Source organism: Hyphococcus formosus, assembly GCF_046736345.1.
In the GTDB taxonomy this organism is placed as follows: domain Bacteria; phylum Pseudomonadota; class Alphaproteobacteria; order Caulobacterales; family Parvularculaceae; genus Hyphococcus; species Hyphococcus formosus.
Genome location: NZ_CP157210.1, coordinates 553,522 through 570,448 on the forward strand (window position 1 = coordinate 553,522; position 16,927 = coordinate 570,448).

Here is a 16,927-nt window from a genome sequence, read left to right on the forward strand (position 1 = left end):
CCAAATGCGCAACGGGACGCGCATGGTACGCGTTTGTTAAAGAACTGTAGCAATTGTTATGCATGGCGTTCCTATATGCCGTTCAATTCGCAACGGGTTTGGCATTCATATAAAGTAAAAAAGATCCCTGTACGATGTAATGAAGTAAATATTCATCTGCGAAGTCTGGTCAGTATTTTCGTATAAAAGAATTTATTACCATTCCGGCAATGCACAATTTGTTTAAAAAACAATCGCAAAAGTTTCATCAAAAGTCGGTTCACAGAATAAATCCGTTAACGCTAGAAGCGCGCTGCGGGTTGTGGGGGAAGCAGCACGTAATTTTGCTCATTTAGTCGGCCCCGTAGGTGCCGGCGCAAATTCTGGGGATACTCATGAAGAAATTATATCTCGTAGCATCTGTTGCTGCGATTGCGGCTAGCATGGCTGTGTCAAATGCGGCATTGGCACAAGATGCGAACGGCGAAGATTCAATTGTCGTAACTGGATACCGATTGCAAAACCGTTCGTCGATTGCTGCGAAAGCCGACGAAGATCGTATCGCTGACTTCCTCAGCGCGGACGAGCTCGGTCGCCAGCCAGACCTCAATGTTGCAGATAGCCTTCGCCGTATTCCGGGCGTGGTCACAGTTTTCGACGAAGACGAAGGCCGTTATGTTGGCCTGCGTGGTCTCGATCAGCGCTACACATTTATTTCAATCGATGGTGGTCAAATCGCATCGACCGATCGTTCGGATCGCGACATCAATATCGAGTCTATTCCGCCAACAGCGGTTAAGCGTCTTGAAGTCATCAAAGCGGTAACGCCAGATTATGACGGCCACAGCGTTGGCGGCGTTATTAATCTCGTTACGCGTTCAGCATTCGATACTGAAGGTCTTTACGCTGTTGCAAACGCATCTGTTGGTCTTCACAATAATACGGGCCAGCTTCCAAACAGCTTCTCAAACCCATCATATCGTTTTGACGGTGCGGTCTCTCATACATTCTTTGATGATACAATCGGCGTCCTTTTCGCCGGTACGTATTTCGACAAGAAGCGCGATCAGGGCCGCCCAATCATCGGTGTCGGTTCAAACGAAATCGGTGATTTCGTCAATGAAGCGCAGCCGCTTGATTACGCAAATCAGATCAAGCGCTGGAACGGTCTTGCCAAGTTTGAATACAAACCGAATGACAATTTCCATGTCGCGCTTTCCGCGTCGCGTTTCGACTACCAGTATGACGAAGTTCGTACGCAGTTCCGGATCTATGAAGAAGGCCTGACGCAAACCTCTGCGACTACAGGCAGCTATGATGCTGGTCAGGGCTATCTTCGTTTTGACAAATTCCCGCTCGGTCAGACGATCGACAACCTCCAGGGCACAATCGAGTTCCGCCCAACGGAACGCGGCCTTCTAGAAGTCGGTGCATATTATTCGCACGGTGTTCAGGGGCACCCATACCCGAACGCGTCATTCCGCACCGGTAGCCTTGCTGGCTTTGGTTACAGCTATGACTTCGAAGGCGAAAGCATTGATGATGGTCAGCTCGCGACTGTCGTTCTGAATGACCCATCACTGCTCCAGAACGGCCTTGATCAGTTCCAATTCCAGAACTACTTCCACGGCAACTTCCGCAATGAAGAAGACGTGACTGAGTTTAAAGCTGATTATAGCTGGAATCTCGAGGGCGACGCGGAAGGTCTTGGTTTTAAGGTCGGTGCAAAATATCGCAATCTCGAAAAGAACCGTTACGACGAAGCGACTAACTTCACTCTTGCCGATCCAGGTACAGTATTGACCGTTGAAGATTTCATCGACGCTGGATCACAGTCTTACACCGTCGAAGATCTTGGCATTAATTACCCACTAATCGATGAAGATCTGTTCACAGACTTCCTTTTTGCAAACCCGGACCTCTTCAACGCGGTTGATGCTTCGAATGCGAATTCATTCTACGACATTCAGGAAGATGTCATGGCTGGCTACGGTATGCTTTCATACCGCCACGGACCGCATACTTTTATCGGTGGTGTTCGCTATGAGCGCACTGAGGTAGCAACTGTTGCGACGCTCAATGGTGGTCCTGAGCAAATCGCGCGTGAGATCGAGTATGATCACTTCCTACCGTCTATGGTCTACACATTCGAAATCACTCCGCAAATGAAGATCCGTGCGGGCTTCGCCGAAGCCCTTGGTCGTCCGAACCATCCGGACCTAGCGGGTGCGGAAACTTTTGACGAAGTGAACCTCACAATCCGCCGGGCGAACACGGCGCTTAAGCCGCGCGAATCGAAAAGCTTTGATCTTGGTTTCGAATGGTATATCGACCGCGGTCAATTCTTCTCGGTTGCAGCGTTCCACAAGATTATCAAAAACCAGATTACCTCTGAGACATTCGAAGAAGTTATCAATGGTGATACATACACTGTAACGCAGCCAATCAACCTTGATCAGGTAGAAGTTTCTGGTCTCGAAATCTCCTATGCGGACGATGCTTTCGAATTCCTTCCGGCTCCGTTTGACGGTTTGGGTATCGCTGCCAACCTTACGCTGATGGACGGCATCAATGGTCCTGCACCGGGCGGAAACCTGTTGTCACAGCCTGACTATCTCTACAATGTGGCTGCACTTTATGCGAAAGGCCCATTCTCGGCGAAAGTCACTTATAACTATGTTGATGATCGTCCAACGAGCGCAACGCGTGCCGAAGCGTCTTATGAACAGCTCGACGCGCAGGTTCGTTGGCAGTTGAATGACAACTTCCAGTTCCAGGTAGAGGGACGGAACCTTCTCAATAATCCACGTACAAATTACTATTCGGACTTGAACCACCTTCGCGAAATCAATGATTTCGGGAACTCTTACTGGTTCACGATTTCCTACAAATACTAATTTGTAGGCTCTTGATCGCGGGAACGGTCGGCACCCTGTGCTGGCCGTTCCTTATTCCATTCGAAAAAGGAATTTCGGTTATGTTTAAAGCACTATTGTCGGGAATTTGTGCGGGTGCGGTTTTATGTGCGTCTGTTTCCGCGGAACCGCTGCGCTTCGCCGTATTTGGTGACATTCAAGAAGAGACTGCGGAAGGGCATGCGAAAGATTTGGCACTCGCAGAGCGCATTAACGAAGCCAATCCTGAATTCACTGTTTTTGTAGGCGATATTCAAGGCGGTGGACCGTGCACAGATCAACAGCGCGAAGAGGCGGTTGAAGTATTCAGCCGGATCAATGGGCCATTGGTGTTCGTGCCGGGCGACAATGCGTGGACAGACTGCAAGCTCAAAGGAAAAGGCGACTGGCATCCGTTGGAGCGCCTTGAGAAACTACGTGAAGCCCTGGTCCCCAAGGGTAAAAGCCTTGGCAAAAATCCGATGCCGCTAGTTCAGCAAAAGGGTGAGTACCGCGAGAATGCGCGGTGGATGCGTAAGGGCATTGTATTTGTGACACTCCATATGCCGGGCGGAAATAATGGTCTGTACCCCGACCGCTACGCTTTTGAAGAATATGAACGCCGCAACAAGGCTAATCTTGAATGGCTGCAAGCGGCTTATGACGAGGTAAAATCAAAGAACGCGAAGGGCCTAGTGGTTCTGTTCCACGGAAATCCCGGTTGGGACGATATTTATTGGCGCGCCACCGCCTATCGCGATTTCAAATCTCTATTGGCCAATGAAGGTGAAGAACTGGGCGTGCCTATCCTCGCGGTTCACGGCGACTCGCATATTTTCCGTGTCGATAAACCCCTCAAATTCAAAGACGGCCGTACACGTGCAAATCACGTAACGCGACTTGAAGTCTTTGGCTCACCCGAGCGGGGCTATGTGCTGGTTACCGCTGATGAAAATAATCCAGAGATTTTCTCATTCTCTGCGGTCGAAGTTGAAGGTCATCCGGGTCAATAGGGTCCGGATACCCAAATTATACAGGCATAAAAAATGTTGAAATTTTCGCGGTGGATTGTTGCCGCGCTACTCCTAATGTTGTCCGGGTGTATGGCCCTTAAAGAAGGCGTGCGCACAGGGAAAATCGTTTCTTGTCGTTCGGATTCCGTTCTTGCGTCGATCCGGCACGATCGGACTGGGCGCATCCTCGTAACCGCGCATCGCGCCGCGCATGACACAGCGCCGGAAAATTCAATCGCTTCGATAGAGCGCGCAATCGCTCTAGGTGTCGATATCGTCGAGCTTGATGTCAGGCTGACCAGCGATGGCGTTCCGGTCTTGATGCATGATGCGACGGTTGATCGAACCACCAACGGCGAGGGGGCCGTTGACGGATATACGCTCGCGGCATTGCGGCGATTAAAACTCAAAATGCCCGATGGTACGCTTACTGAAGAGAGGGTGCCGACATTGAGCGCCGCGCTTAACGCAGCGATGGGCCGTATTGCTGTCAATATCGATCTGAAATCGACGGAAATTGCCCCTATCGCGCATGTGGTCGAGAGAAGCGGCGCTGCATCTGGGGTCTTTTTTTACCACAGCAAAATGAGCGTACTTGATGAAGTGCGGTCATATTTACCTGACGCGGTGGTGCAGCCGATTGCGTCTTCAGCCGAAGAGGCGCTTTCATTAGCGAAGCAGAACAACTTGGAGCTTATTCACCTTCGCGAGGAATATGCCTCTCAAGAATTATCCGACGCGCTCGATGAAATCGGTGTATCCGGTTACATCAATATCTTAGGCATGCCGGATCAGATGCTCCGGTGGGGTGATGAACGCCTAGTGCGCGCGATTATTGATACGAACCCGGATGTTATTCAAACGGATGAACCAGCGGCGTTAATTTCTATTCTCGATGAGCTAGGCGTGCGAAAGGATCTTTCGCGGGCTTGTAGCTAATGTTTACCGAACCAATTCTTCAATAAATCGGTGAAGAATTGGATCGTATTGTCCTCGCTGCAATTCTGCGCGGCGTAGTTTTTAGCGTTGTGGCCGATCCGCATTGCGAGTTCCGGGTCATCTGCCAATGTCTTGATCGCTTCGACCAGCGCGGCGCTGTCTCTCGCGGGGACGAGAAGTCCAGTTTCGCGGTCCTTGATGTAGTCCGCGGCACCGGCTGCGTCGGTGACGATTTGCGCCTTGCCGAGATGCATCGCGCCAACCAAGGTCACGAGCCCGCAGGGTGTTTCTCGGCTGCGAAGCGGAATGATCGCCGCTTCGGCATACTGGACGATGGCCCACGCTTCGTTGAACGGAAGGTTGAACCTAACCTCCAAATTGGGCGGCGGGTTCAGGCCGTCAAAATTATGCGGGCGTGCGACAACGATAAATCGGATTGCTGGAAGCGCGCGGGCCGCTTCGCATAAGACTTCATAATCGCGGGCTTCGCCGCCAAGTGCCGCAAAATAGGCCTCTGAGACGGCGCGAGGCTCGATTTTGGTGAGCGGCGACGAAACACCCCAAGGCGCACGCAAAAACCGGCTTTGGTCGATGTTGAAGAGATCCGCGTAAAGCCCTTGTTCTGCATCGGTAAATACCGCGAAACCGTCGACATTTTTGAATGCCGATTGCATGAGGCTTTTTCGGACCCCGGTCGGCAAATCCGTATAGTTGAAGGAAAATGCCAGATGCTTTGCGGCGTTAATGGCGGGCCCAGCGACCCATTCCGTCCAAGCGGTGGCCCAAGGGCCATGGGAAACAACAAGGTCAAAGGGCTGTTTGCGTGCATCTCGGGCTAAGGCGCGTGCGCCTTTTAAACGGCCGAGCGCTGCCAATCGCGGCGATTTTGCCGCCATGGAATAGCCCGTCCATTCGAGTGAGCGTCCATTCACGGTGAGGTCACGGGGCATCAGATCCCGTAGCCACACCCAATCCGGGTCAGGGTTATTCGAAATATTTGCGATGCGGATGGGCGTCTTATTGGTCATATGGCTCGTTCGTTGCCGCGCAATCCGCCTTTACGGCGCTGCACAAAAATCTATCAATCATCAATGCTGATAACAGCGCCCGGCAAATGCCGCAAAATATAGTTGATTTGTGCCAGTAATTTACGCTGGTTCTTGCCCTAAACGGTGGTGAAGGCTATGTCCGCGCTCTCAAATGATTCCAATGAAGGGCAGACCAGATGGCGCGTGCATATGTATTTCCAGGGCAAGGTAGTCAGGCCGTAGGCATGGGCTCAGATCTGGTCGATGCATTTCCCGCGGCGCGGGAGGTTTTTCAGGAAGTTGATGACGCGCTTGGCCAGAACCTGTCCAAATTGATGCGTGAAGGTCCAATGGAAGAGCTTACCCTGACGACCAACACGCAGCCCGCATTGATGGCACATTCAATTGCGGTGGTGCGGGTTCTGGAGGCAGAAGCCGGGCTCGATATTGCAAATGCGATGTTTGTCGCCGGTCATTCGCTCGGTGAGTATTCCGCGCTGTGTGCGGCGCGCGCGATTAGCCTTGCGGATACGGCAAAGCTCTTGCGGATCAGGGGCGAAGCCATGCAAGCGGCTGTACCGGTCGGCGAAGGCGCAATGGCAGCATTGATTGGCGTTGATCTGGACGCTGCGCAAAAAGCAATCGATGCGGCTGAGGGCGACGGGGTTTGCGAAATCGCTAATGATAACGCACCCGGTCAGGTGGTTATCTCGGGCGAGAAAAAGCGCGTCGAAGCAGTATGTGCCGGCGCGAAGGAATTCGGTGCCAAGATCGCTAAATTGTTGCCAGTGTCAGCGCCATTCCACTCTTCTCTCATGCAGCCTGCGGCAGAGCGAATGGAAGACGCTTTGTCGAAGGCGGAAATATCAGCGCCAGCGACTGCATTGGTTGCAAACGTAACGGCGAAAGATACCGTGAGCCCGAGCGATATTCGCGCGCTACTAGTAAAACAGGTTACGGGGCGTGTACGTTGGACTGAAAGCGTTCAATATATGATTGCACAGGGGTGCGATAATTATGTTGAACTGGGATCAGGCAAAGTCCTGAGTGGCCTGATTAAACGGATCGACCGCAGCGCAACGATTTCCAATGTCGGTGCGGCTGGCGATATTGATGGTTTTGTAAAAGGCTGATTACACAAATTCACTTCTTCCGTAGACAGAAAAAAGGGATACGGCATGTTTGATCTTTCCGGTAAACGGGCACTTGTCACTGGCGCAACGGGCGGCATTGGCGAAGCGGTTGCGAAATCACTGCATAAGCAAGGGGCGGCCGTTACCATCTCCGGAACGCGCGCCGAAAAACTTGAGGCGCTGGCGACTGAGCTAGAAGGCCGCGTTCATGTTGCGCCTTGTAACCTTTCCGATCTTGATGCGGTTGATGCACTACCAAAACAAGCAGCCGAGAATATGGGCGGGCTCGATATTGTGATTTCGAATGCGGGCGTGACTCGCGACAATCTCATGATGATGCTCAAGCCCGATATGTGGGATGAGGTCATCAAGATCAATTTGACCGCGTATTTCCGTCTGGCGAAGGCGAGCCTCCGGGGCATGACCAAGCAGCGATTCGGCCGCATTATTGGCGTTACCTCAGTTGTAGGTGTGACCGGCAATCCTGGACAGGCGAACTATTCTGCCTCTAAGGCCGGCATGATTGGCATGTCAAAATCACTGGCTCAGGAAGTGGCGAGCCGTAATGTGACCGTGAACTGCATCGCGCCTGGATTTATCGCGACGGCCATGACCGATGCCCTGAATGATCAGCAAAAAGAAGCGATTCTGGGGAAAATTCCTGCCGGCGCGATGGGATCACCTGATGACATTGCCAGCGCGGCTGTATATTTGGCATCGGAAGAGGCGCGGTACGTCACGGGCCAGACAATCCATGTCAATGGCGGCATGGCGATGGTCTAGGGCCAGAATTGCGTCAGTTAGTGACTTGAAAGTGGTAGTTTTGACGTTGCAACAATCTGCAATATGCCGTAATTGCGCCCCGAATGACATCTTTCTGGCTGCAGCGGACCATCTTCAAGTTATCTGTCGGAAAGTATAAATAACTGTTTTTACTAAGGAGCGTTGAATGTCTGATCTCGCGGAACGCGTAAAGAAAATTGTTGTCGAGCACCTCGACGTGGATGCAGCTAAAGTTGAGCCGAAAGCGAGCTTTATCGATGACCTCGGTGCCGATAGTCTTGATATCGTCGAGCTGGTTATGGCGTTCGAAGAAGAATTTGACGTTGAAATTCCTGATGACGCTGCTGAAACGATCCAATCGGTTGGCGACGCTATCAAGTTTATCGAAGAGCAAAAGAAGTAATTTGCTTTTCTTGTGTTGACGTGCCGCTTGGTGGTTTTGCGCCAGCGGTGCCGTTTGCCTGTATTGTTGATGCCTGCATCGGTGCCTGACTTAAGCGCTTACCATCTCGGCTCAATTGTATTTGATCGGAGTTGAATGGCATGCGCCGTGTTGTGGTCACTGGTATTGGAATCGTTTCTCCACTCGGGTTCGGGATTGAGCCCGTATGGTCGCGACTCATCAATGGCGAATCTGGAGCCGGAGTTGTTGAGAAATTCGACACCTCTGGACTTCCTTGCCGTATCGCAGCGGAAGTTCCCAAAACCAATGGTTATGGCGGCGGCGAAAAAGCCGGTGAGGCTGCGTTCAATGCAGATGATTGGGTCGAGCCGCGCGAGCAGCGTCGCATGGACGACTTTATGGTCTATGGCGTCGCAGCGGCGCAGATGGCCTTTGAAGACTCCGGTCTTGAGCTGAAAACCGACGAAGAACGCGAACGCGCTGGTGTGATGACCGGCTCGGGTATTGGCGGGCTTCAGGGGATTGAGCGTGAGGTTCTTGTTCTCAACGAAAAAGGGCCGCGCCGTGTATCGCCATTCTTTATCACCGGTAATTTGATCAACCTTGTCTCCGGGCAGATTTCAATCCGCCATGGGATGAAGGGGCCGAACCATGCAGTTGTGACCGCCTGTTCATCGGGGGCACATTCAATCGGTGATGCTGCGCGCCTGATTGCATTTGATGATGCTGACGTGATGTTGGCTGGCGGCGCAGAATCGTCAATCTGTCCGATCGGGTTTGCCGGCTTTGCTTCATGCAAAGCGCTGACGACGCATTTCAATGACACGCCGGAAAAAGCATCGCGCCCCTACGATACCGACCGTGATGGTTTCTTGATGGGTGAGGGCGCTGGTTTTGTCATGCTCGAAGAATATGAGCGCGCAAAAGCCCGTGGCGCAAAGATCTATGGCGAGGTCATCGGTTACGGCTTGTCTGGTGACGCCCATCACATCACTGCCCCGGCAGATGATGGGAATGGTGGTTACCGGGCGATGCAGATGGCGTTGAAACGCGCTGGACTGGCCCCCAAAGACATTGACTATGTCAACGCGCATGGGACCTCGACCCCTGTCGGTGATGAAATTGAATTGCGGGCGGTTGAGCGCCTGTTCGGCGATGCCGCCGAGAATCTGGTGATGTCTTCGACGAAATCGTCAATTGGCCATCTGCTCGGTGCGGCCGGTGCGGTTGAGGCAATTTTTTGCCTCTTGGCGATGCGTGATGGCGTTGCCCCGCCGACGCTTAATCTCGATAATCCGTCGGTTGAAACGCCGATCAATCTTGCGCCGAATAAGGCCGTCAGGAAACCAATCAACGTCGCGCTATCCAATTCCTTTGGATTTGGCGGCACCAATGCTTCGCTCATCATGCGGCGGGTCGATGGGTAATCGCCAAAAATCTGGCGAAAAGTTGGTTTCCCCTTCATGCAAAAACGCTCTAAGCTTGCTGCGCGCATGGGTTCACCATGCGCGATCAAAGCGCAATTTGGGGACTTTGCGGGGATGGGCAGGATGAATTCGACGAGTAATCTTAAGCGCGGCCAGCGCGGTGGAGCCGTAAAATCATTTCTGATTTTCATTGTGGTGATCGGATTGATCGCCGGCTTACTGGTTGGCGGTGGTGCCTATTATGCCTATCGCGAAGCGACCAATCCCGGACCGAGCACCGAAGATACGATCGTTCTTCTAGAAAGCGGAAGCGCAGTTTCGACTATCGCCCAGAAGCTTGGCGATGACGGGGTAATTAAACACCCCAAGCTTTTTGTTGCGGCAGTGCGGTTACGTGGGGTGCAGAGCGCTCTTAAGGCCGGCGAATATCGCATTCCGGCCGGCGCGAGCGTCATGGATGTGATTGACCTTCTGATAGAAGGCAAAAGCATTCTTCATTTCTTCACTGCGGCGGAGGGGCTGACAACGGCGCAAATCCTTCGCCTTGTTGAGAGCAATGAAACTCTCGAAGGCGAGATTTCCTTGAGCCCGGCCGAAGGGGAGTTGTTGCCAGAGACATTTGCCTTCACGCGCGGTGAAACGCGCGATGCCATCATCAAGCGCATGATGGACGACCAAGTTGCATTGCTAGAGGAGTTATGGCCCAACCGCGCTATGGAACTTCCCTTCGCAAACCCGCAAGAGGCGATTATTCTCGCATCCATCGTTGAAAAGGAAACAGGCTTACCGGAAGAGAGACCGCAGATTGCATCGGTTTTCGTGAACCGGTTAAAGCGAGGTATGCGCCTTGAATCAGATCCGACGATTATCTACGGCCTGACAAAGGGCGAGCCATTGGGGCGCGGCATACGCCTGAGCGAACTGCGCGGCGAAACCCCATATAATACCTATGTCATTAAAGGATTGCCCCCGACGCCAATCGCAAATCCCGGTCGAGCGTCGATAGAGGCGGTGCTTAATCCGGCGGATACGGATTATATTTTCTTTGTCGCCGATGGTACGGGCGGACACGCATTTGCTTCAACGCTAAGAGAGCACAATCGTAATGTTGCTTCATGGCGGAAGATAGAGCGCGAACGCGCGCAACAGGATGGATAGTGAAGAGTAAAATCGCATCAATGACCGGTTTTGCGCGCAGCGAAGGCGCGCAAGATGGCTGGCGCTTTGTTTGGGAAATTCGCAGCGTCAATGGGCGCGGTCTTGAGTGGCGCTGCCGCCTGCCGCAAGGGTTTGAGGCGTTAGAACCAGAACTCCGCAAGCGCACTAAAAAGAAATTAGCGCGCGGTTCCGTCAATTGCACTTTGACATTAAATGCCGATGCAACTGCCGCCGGCTATCGGGTCAATGAAGACATGCTGGCCGAGGCTGTTGCCATGGTCGAAAAGCTTCGTGTGCAAATAGAGTGTGCGCCGCCACAGCCAGAAGGCATTTTGGCACTACGCGGCGTAATCGAGGCGGTTGATGGTGATATTGACGATGAGGCGCGCTCGCATCTGATTGATGCGCTGATCAAGGGATATGAGGAAGCGCTCGATGGTCTCGTGGCGTCTCGCCAAAAAGAAGGCGAGGCGATGCATGCCGTCTTGAAAAGCGAGTTCGATGAGATCGAAAAGCTGACCAAAGACGCTGCGGATCATGCTGCCGTGACGCCTAAGGCCATACGCCAGCGCATAGAAGCGCAGCTTCAGGAATTATTGGGTGATAGCGGCATCAATGAGGAACGGCTGGCGCAGGAGGCGGCGCTTCTGGCCATCAAAGCCGATGTGCGGGAAGAATTGGATCGATTGAAATCCCATGTTGAAAGTGGGCGCGCGTTATTGGCGAAAACCGGCGCGGTCGGTCGCGATCTTGATTTTCTAATTCAAGAATGTAATCGCGAAGCAAATACGCTTTGTTCCAAAGCGGCGGATATGGATTTAAAGCGCATCGGGCTTGACCTCAAAAAGGTTATCGATCAATTGCGTGAACAAGTGCAGAATATTGAATAGGACTGGCCAATGATTGGTGGCGATCTGAAAGTGGCCCGGCGGGGCCTGATGTTTATCCTCTCCAGCCCATCAGGGGCGGGAAAAACAACGCTGGCGGATCGCTTGCTCACTAAAGACGGTGAAATGGTTTTGTCGGTTTCCGTCACGACCCGGCCGCGACGCCCCGGCGAAGCTCACGGAAAAGACTATTATTTCGTGTCTGAAGAAGAATTCTTCCGCATGCGCGATAATAATGAATTTATGGAATGGGCAAACGTATTTGGCTATTACTACGGAACGCCGACAGCGCTCGTTCAGGAGACCTTACGTCAGGGTAAAGACGTTCTTTTCGATATTGATTGGCAGGGCGCGCAGCAGCTAGACGAGGTTGCTGGTGAGGATGTTGTTAAAGTCTTTATTTTGCCGCCGTCGCGGGACGAACTTGAGCGCCGCTTGAGAAAGCGGGCGCAAGACCCGGAAGACGTCGTTCAAAAGCGAATGGCGAAAGCCGACGCTGAAATGTCTCATTGGGCGGAATATGATTATGTGATCGTCAATTACGATCTTGATGAATCAGAAGAGCTATTGCGCTCTATTCTGTTTGCAGAACGGTTGAAACGACGCCGCCAAGTCGGGTTGGCGGCAATCGTCAAAGACATGATCGGCGATAACTAACCCCGACCATAAAGCATAAAATGAATTGGAATTTTGCATCCCGAATGAACATCCGGGATGCCTCGAATTATTTGAATTCGACTTTTGCGATTTCGTAAGAGCGCGCACCGCCAGGGGCCGAAACCTCTACCATGTCGCCTTCGCTTTTGCCGATTAGGGCGCGAGCGATTGGTGATGAAATCGAAATCCGGCGCAATTTAATGTCGGCTTCGAGGTCGCCAACGATTTGCCAGACTTTTTCTTCTTCGGTCTCGTCGTCGATCAATGTCACTGTTGCGCCGAATTTGACGGTGTCACCATCGAGCTTCGCAACGTCAATGACCTGCGCGCGCGTATATTTGTCTTCCAGATTCAGAATCTGGCTTTCGATCCAACCTTGACGCTCTTTTGCTGAATGATATTCGGCGTTTTCTGACAGGTCACCATGTGCACGCGCTTCCGCGATCGCCTGAATGACTGCAGGGCGTTCTTCGTTTTTCAGTTTTTTAAGCTCAGCTTCCAGTTTCTGGTAGCCGTCGAGCGTCATAGGAAATTTTTCCATCATCGCGCCCTCTCTCTCCTCCAACCAAGGCCGGTGCCTTGAATAAAAGCTAAAAAAAATAGCGCGGTCTGGCGGTATGCCGGACCGTCGCTGATTTAGCAAAAACCGTATCTAGGATGCCCAAAGGGCAATTTCAAGGCCTGTGGAAAAGCTGTCATTTCCCACAGGCCATTGTTAAACTTAATAGTTTTACTAACTAGCAGCCTTGAAAAAGTCCTGAAGCGGCGCAACTTCAAGGTCTCCGGCACGCATTGCCTCGATTGCCCGGACTGCGGCGCGAGCCCCTGCGGCGGTGGTAATACACGGTATTTTCTGGGCGAGGGCGGTGGTTCGGATCGACCGTGAGTCCTTGATGGACTGTGCCGCTTCGGTCGTATTGAACACCAATTGAACTTCGCCATTCTTGAGCGCATCAACGATATGCGGGCGCCCTTCGAGCACCTTATTGACCCGCGAAACGTCGAGCCCCTGTTCTTTGAAGAAGTCGGCTGTGCCGCCGGTCGCGATAATCGAGAAGCCCATATCGAGCAATTTGCGGGCTGCGCCGACCATTTGTGCCTTGTCGGAATCTTTTAGCGAGATAAAGACGCACCCTGTCATAGGAATGCGCGCGCCGGCACCGATCAAGCTTTTTGCTCGTGCCTTGTCGAAATTGACATCGATCCCCATGACTTCGCCTGTCGATCGCATTTCCGGCCCGAGGACGGTATCAACGCCCGGGAAGCGCGAGAACGGGAAGACCACTTCTTTGACCGCAACATGCTTGAATTCTGGCCATTTGAGATCGAGATCCTTGATCTTGACCCCGGCCATGACTTTTGCCGCTATCCGCGCAACCGGTAGGCCAACAGCCTTGGCCACGAATGGCACCGTCCGGGATGCGCGCGGATTGACCTCAAGCAGATAAATCACATCGTCTTTGATCGCATACTGAACATTCATCAGGCCGACGACGCCAAGCGATAGCGCGAGTTTTTTCGTTTCTTCTTTGAGCGCCTCAATCGTCTTGTCAGAAAGCGTATAGGGCGGGAGCGAACACGCACTGTCGCCGGAATGGATACCGGCTTCTTCGATATGTTCCATGACGCCAGCGATAAAGACGTCTTCACCGTCCGCAATCGCATCGACATCCACTTCGACCGCATTCTGAAGGTAATGGTCAAGCAGTAGCGGCTCATCAGGATTGATTTCGATTTGCGCCGTGGCGAGATAGCGTTGCAATGACGCTTCATCGCGTACTATTTCCATGGCGCGTCCACCAAGCACATAGGACGGACGGGTCACCAACGGATAGCCAACCTGTTCGGCGATTTTTGCGGCAACGTCACGGCTGGCGGCGGTTGCGTTCTTTGGCTGCAATAGACCAAGTTGTTGCACCAATTGCTGGAAGCGCTCGCGGTCTTCCGCAAGGTCAATCGCGTCATAGGGCGTACCAAGAATAGGCACACCTTCATCCTCTAATATTCCAGCAAGTTTGAGCGGTGTCTGGCCACCATATTGTACGATGACGCCCAATAGCTCGCCGCTCTCTTGTTCTTTAGCGACGATTTCCAGAACGTCTTCGGCGGTGAGGGGCTCGAAATAAAGCCGGTCCGAGGTGTCGTAATCGGTCGAAACTGTTTCAGGGTTACAGTTCACCATGATCGATTCAATGCCAATATCCGCGAGCGCAAAGGCCGCGTGACAGCAACAATAGTCAAACTCGATGCCTTGTCCGATACGATTCGGGCCGCCGCCGAGGATAATGACCTTTTTTGCGGTTGATGGTTTGGATTCGCAAACTGCATCGCCCGCAAAGACAGATTCGTATGCGGAATACATATAAGGGGTTTTGGCGGCGAATTCTGCCGCGCATGTATCGATACGTTTATAAACCGGCTGGACTTTGCGTTCACGGCGGAACTGGCGCACGAGTTTTTCGTTGCTTTCGCAAAGTTGCGCGAGGCGTTTGTCGGAAAAGCCCATTGCCTTTAACGCGCGCAGGCGTTCTGGATCACTCGGCAGGCCTTCGCGTTCCACTTGCTTCTCGGCAGCGACGATTTCGGCAATCTGCTCAAGGAACCAAGGGTCATATTGAGTAATCGAACGGACTTGCTCAATCGGTAATTCATGGCGTAGCGCCTGCGCTGTCACGCGAAGGCGGTCGGGCGTAGGGGCGGCAAGCGCAGCACGGAAGGCATTGATATCATCGCCCGCGCCGAGGCCCGGTATCTCAATCGGGTCGAGACCACAAAGGCCCGTCTCCAGCGAGCGAAGCGCCTTTTGCATGGATTCTGCGAAATTCCGCCCAATGGCCATGGCCTCGCCAACAGATTTCATCGCTGTTGATAGCATTGGTTCTGCGCCGGGGAATTTCTCAAATGCAAAGCGCGGAATTTTCGTAACGACGTAATCGATTGTGGGTTCGAATGCCGCTGGGGTCGCGCCGGTGATGTCGTTTTCCAACTCATCGAGGGTGTAACCAACCGCCAGTTTCGCGGCGATGCGTGCAATCGGGAATCCTGTTGCCTTTGACGCAAGCGCGGATGAGCGCGACACGCGCGGGTTCATCTCAATGACGATTAAGCGGCCCGTTTCAGGGTGAACAGCGAATTGCACGTTTGATCCGCCTGTTTCAACGCCGATCTCGCGCATGACGGCGATCGATGCATTCCGCATGATCTGAAATTCTTTATCGGTCAGGGTAAGTGCAGGAGCGACCGTTATTGAATCGCCTGTGTGCACGCCCATCGGATCGACATTTTCAATCGAGCAAATGATGACGCAATTGTCCGCTTTGTCGCGAACAACTTCCATCTCGAACTCTTTCCAGCCGAGAAGGCTTTCATCAATCAGAACCTGACCAACGGGCGAGGCTTCGATACCGGTGCGAACATAATGTTCAAACTCTTCGCGGTTATATGCGACGCCGCCACCAGTACCGCCAAGCGTGAAGGCCGGACGAATAATTGCGGGAAGGCCGATCTCATCAAGATATTTCATCGCATTCGCGATACCCGCCGGGCGGTCATAGCCGATGGTCTTTCCGCTCTCATTGGTAATCGCAGGCGATGATGCAATTGCAGAGCGCGGGTTTTCGAGACCGATTTTTTCCATCGCCGCGCGGAATTTTTCGCGGTCTTCGGCTTTTTCAATGACATCGGCGCGCGCGCCAATCATCTCGACATTGTATTTTTCAAGAACGCCAGCCGCTTCGAGATCGAGTGCGCAATTAAGCGCGGTCTGTCCGCCCATAGTCGGCAAAAGCGCATCGGGCCGTTCTGCGGCGATTACTTTTTCGACGAATTCGGGCGTGATTGGCTCGACGTAAGTCGCGTCTGCCAATTCCGGATCGGTCATGATCGTCGCCGGATTGGAATTGACGAGGATGACCCGGTAGCCTTCCTCTTTGAGGGCTTTAACCGCCTGAACACCGGAATAGTCAAATTCGCAGGCTTGTCCGATCACAATAGGACCGGCACCGATAATAAGAATAGATGAAATGTCTGTACGTTTGGCCATGAATACTCGCGCGCAAACCCACGCAGACGAACGAACCAAAGATTGGCCGCTGGCCGCGCAGTAGATGAATCAATTGTCGATTAAAGCGGTGTCTTAGGTGATGTGTGCCGCTAGGGGAAGCCCGTTGGGCAAAGTAAGCGCAGGTTTTTTTTACCTGCGACCATTCAACCGGATGGGTGGGTTCGAGAAGGTAACTTTCGTGACTGAATTGCCTTGACACGAAACCAAAAGGTTACCTATAAAAGCGTAACCGAAAGGTTTCGTAAATGCTTAATCAAGATGCCGACCAGCCAGTCTTTCGCGCGTTAGCTGACCCAACCAGGCGAGCTATCATAACGATGCTTTCCGAGGGGCCTCGGGCGACCGGTGACATTGCTTCGGAATTTGAAATGTCGCGCCCGGCCGTGGCCAAACATTTGACGATATTGCGCGAGGGCGGGGTTATCGAGGTGAAGCCACGCGGACGAGAGCGGATCAATCACCTTAATCCGCAGGCGCTCAAGCGAGCGGCGGCCTGGCTGAACTATTTCGATCAATTCTGGGATGAACGACTAACCAGGCTTAAACAGCTCGTGGAGGAGTAA

Annotated in this window: 14 protein-coding genes; 11 read left to right on the forward strand and 3 right to left on the reverse strand. The window is 52.7% G+C overall.

Features of this window, described 5'->3' with window-relative positions:
• Nucleotides 1-374: 374 nt before the first annotated feature.
• The 3 genes from ABFZ83_RS02560 to ABFZ83_RS02570 all read left to right on the forward strand — a co-directional run bounded on the left by ABFZ83_RS02560 (nucleotide 375) and on the right by ABFZ83_RS02570 (nucleotide 4,825).
• Complete coding sequence (locus ABFZ83_RS02560; RefSeq protein ID WP_411817867.1) at nucleotides 375-2,876, forward strand: TonB-dependent receptor; 2,502 nt, start codon at nucleotides 375-377, stop codon at nucleotides 2,874-2,876.
• An 80-nt stretch (nucleotides 2,877-2,956) separates the two neighbouring features.
• On the forward strand, nucleotides 2,957-3,886 hold the full coding sequence (locus ABFZ83_RS02565) for a hypothetical protein (RefSeq protein ID WP_411817868.1): 930 nt from the start codon (nucleotides 2,957-2,959) through the stop codon (nucleotides 3,884-3,886).
• Nucleotides 3,887-3,919: 33 nt separating this feature from the next.
• Complete coding sequence (locus ABFZ83_RS02570) at nucleotides 3,920-4,825, forward strand: glycerophosphodiester phosphodiesterase family protein (protein WP_411817869.1); 906 nt, start codon at nucleotides 3,920-3,922, stop codon at nucleotides 4,823-4,825.
• Here ABFZ83_RS02570 and ABFZ83_RS02575 read toward each other — a convergent pair.
• Nucleotides 4,822-5,853: a glycosyltransferase family 4 protein gene (locus tag ABFZ83_RS02575; protein ID WP_411817870.1), complete on the reverse strand. Its 1,032-nt coding sequence runs from the start codon at nucleotides 5,851-5,853 to the stop codon at nucleotides 4,822-4,824. The genes ABFZ83_RS02570 and ABFZ83_RS02575 overlap by 4 nt on opposite strands.
• Nucleotides 5,854-6,050: 197 nt before the next feature.
• Here ABFZ83_RS02575 and fabD point away from each other — a divergent pair, with 197 nt between their 5' ends.
• From fabD to gmk, 7 genes are all read left to right on the forward strand, one after another.
• Nucleotides 6,051-6,986, forward strand: coding sequence for an ACP S-malonyltransferase (gene fabD / locus ABFZ83_RS02580; protein ID WP_411817871.1), 936 nt, complete (start codon nucleotides 6,051-6,053; stop codon nucleotides 6,984-6,986).
• 45 nt (nucleotides 6,987-7,031) lie between these two features.
• On the forward strand, nucleotides 7,032-7,769 hold the full coding sequence (fabG, locus tag ABFZ83_RS02585) for a 3-oxoacyl-[acyl-carrier-protein] reductase (RefSeq protein ID WP_411817872.1): 738 nt from the start codon (nucleotides 7,032-7,034) through the stop codon (nucleotides 7,767-7,769).
• Nucleotides 7,770-7,935: 166 nt separating this feature from the next.
• Entirely contained in the window at nucleotides 7,936-8,172 is a 237-nt protein-coding gene (locus ABFZ83_RS02590) for an acyl carrier protein (protein ID WP_369313801.1), read from the forward strand.
• Between the two features lie 140 nt (nucleotides 8,173-8,312).
• Nucleotides 8,313-9,599 carry a beta-ketoacyl-ACP synthase II gene (gene fabF / locus ABFZ83_RS02595; protein WP_411817873.1) on the forward strand — a complete coding sequence of 429 codons (1,287 nt, stop codon included), beginning with the start codon at nucleotides 8,313-8,315 and terminating at the stop codon, nucleotides 9,597-9,599.
• A 123-nt stretch (nucleotides 9,600-9,722) separates the two neighbouring features.
• Complete coding sequence (mltG, locus tag ABFZ83_RS02600; protein WP_411817874.1) at nucleotides 9,723-10,757, forward strand: endolytic transglycosylase MltG; 1,035 nt, start codon at nucleotides 9,723-9,725, stop codon at nucleotides 10,755-10,757.
• On the forward strand, nucleotides 10,757-11,647 hold the full coding sequence (locus ABFZ83_RS02605; protein ID WP_411817875.1) for a YicC/YloC family endoribonuclease: 891 nt from the start codon (nucleotides 10,757-10,759) through the stop codon (nucleotides 11,645-11,647). Before mltG ends, ABFZ83_RS02605 begins: the two co-directional genes overlap by 1 nt.
• A 9-nt stretch (nucleotides 11,648-11,656) precedes the next feature.
• A complete protein-coding gene (gene gmk / locus ABFZ83_RS02610) occupies nucleotides 11,657-12,301 on the forward strand; it encodes a guanylate kinase (protein ID WP_411817876.1) in 645 nt (214 codons plus the stop codon).
• 67 nt (nucleotides 12,302-12,368) lie between these two features.
• Here the strand turns inward: gmk and greA are convergent, their stop codons facing one another.
• Both greA and carB read right to left on the reverse strand, forming a co-directional pair.
• Entirely contained in the window at nucleotides 12,369-12,842 is a 474-nt protein-coding gene (greA, locus tag ABFZ83_RS02615; RefSeq protein WP_411818792.1) for a transcription elongation factor GreA, read from the reverse strand.
• A gap of 192 nt (nucleotides 12,843-13,034) precedes the next feature.
• On the reverse strand, nucleotides 13,035-16,343 hold the full coding sequence (carB, locus tag ABFZ83_RS02620; protein WP_411817877.1) for a carbamoyl-phosphate synthase large subunit: 3,309 nt from the start codon (nucleotides 16,341-16,343) through the stop codon (nucleotides 13,035-13,037).
• A gap of 266 nt (nucleotides 16,344-16,609) precedes the next feature.
• Between carB and ABFZ83_RS02625 the strand changes: the two genes are divergently transcribed.
• Nucleotides 16,610-16,927, forward strand: coding sequence for an ArsR/SmtB family transcription factor (locus ABFZ83_RS02625; protein WP_411817878.1), 318 nt, complete (start codon nucleotides 16,610-16,612; stop codon nucleotides 16,925-16,927).

Bases quoted from the DNA above. Each gene is read 5' to 3' on its own strand.
- ABFZ83_RS02560 (WP_411817867.1), top strand. From the start codon at position 375: ATGAAGAAATTATATCTCGTAGCATCTGTTGCTGCGATTGCGGCTAGC.
- ABFZ83_RS02565 (WP_411817868.1), top strand. From the start codon at position 2,957: ATGTTTAAAGCACTATTGTCGGGAATTTGTGCGGGTGCGGTTTTATGT.
- ABFZ83_RS02570 (WP_411817869.1), top strand. From the start codon at position 3,920: ATGTTGAAATTTTCGCGGTGGATTGTTGCCGCGCTACTCCTAATGTTG.
- ABFZ83_RS02575 (WP_411817870.1), bottom strand. From the start codon at position 5,853: ATGACCAATAAGACGCCCATCCGCATCGCAAATATTTCGAATAACCCT.
- fabD (WP_411817871.1), top strand. From the start codon at position 6,051: ATGGCGCGTGCATATGTATTTCCAGGGCAAGGTAGTCAGGCCGTAGGC.
- fabG (WP_411817872.1), top strand. From the start codon at position 7,032: ATGTTTGATCTTTCCGGTAAACGGGCACTTGTCACTGGCGCAACGGGC.
- ABFZ83_RS02590 (WP_369313801.1), top strand. From the start codon at position 7,936: ATGTCTGATCTCGCGGAACGCGTAAAGAAAATTGTTGTCGAGCACCTC.
- fabF (WP_411817873.1), top strand. From the start codon at position 8,313: ATGCGCCGTGTTGTGGTCACTGGTATTGGAATCGTTTCTCCACTCGGG.
- mltG (WP_411817874.1), top strand. From the start codon at position 9,723: ATGAATTCGACGAGTAATCTTAAGCGCGGCCAGCGCGGTGGAGCCGTA.
- gmk (WP_411817876.1), top strand. From the start codon at position 11,657: ATGATTGGTGGCGATCTGAAAGTGGCCCGGCGGGGCCTGATGTTTATC.
- greA (WP_411818792.1), bottom strand. From the start codon at position 12,842: ATGGAAAAATTTCCTATGACGCTCGACGGCTACCAGAAACTGGAAGCT.
- carB (WP_411817877.1), bottom strand. From the start codon at position 16,343: ATGGCCAAACGTACAGACATTTCATCTATTCTTATTATCGGTGCCGGT.
- ABFZ83_RS02625 (WP_411817878.1), top strand. From the start codon at position 16,610: ATGCTTAATCAAGATGCCGACCAGCCAGTCTTTCGCGCGTTAGCTGAC.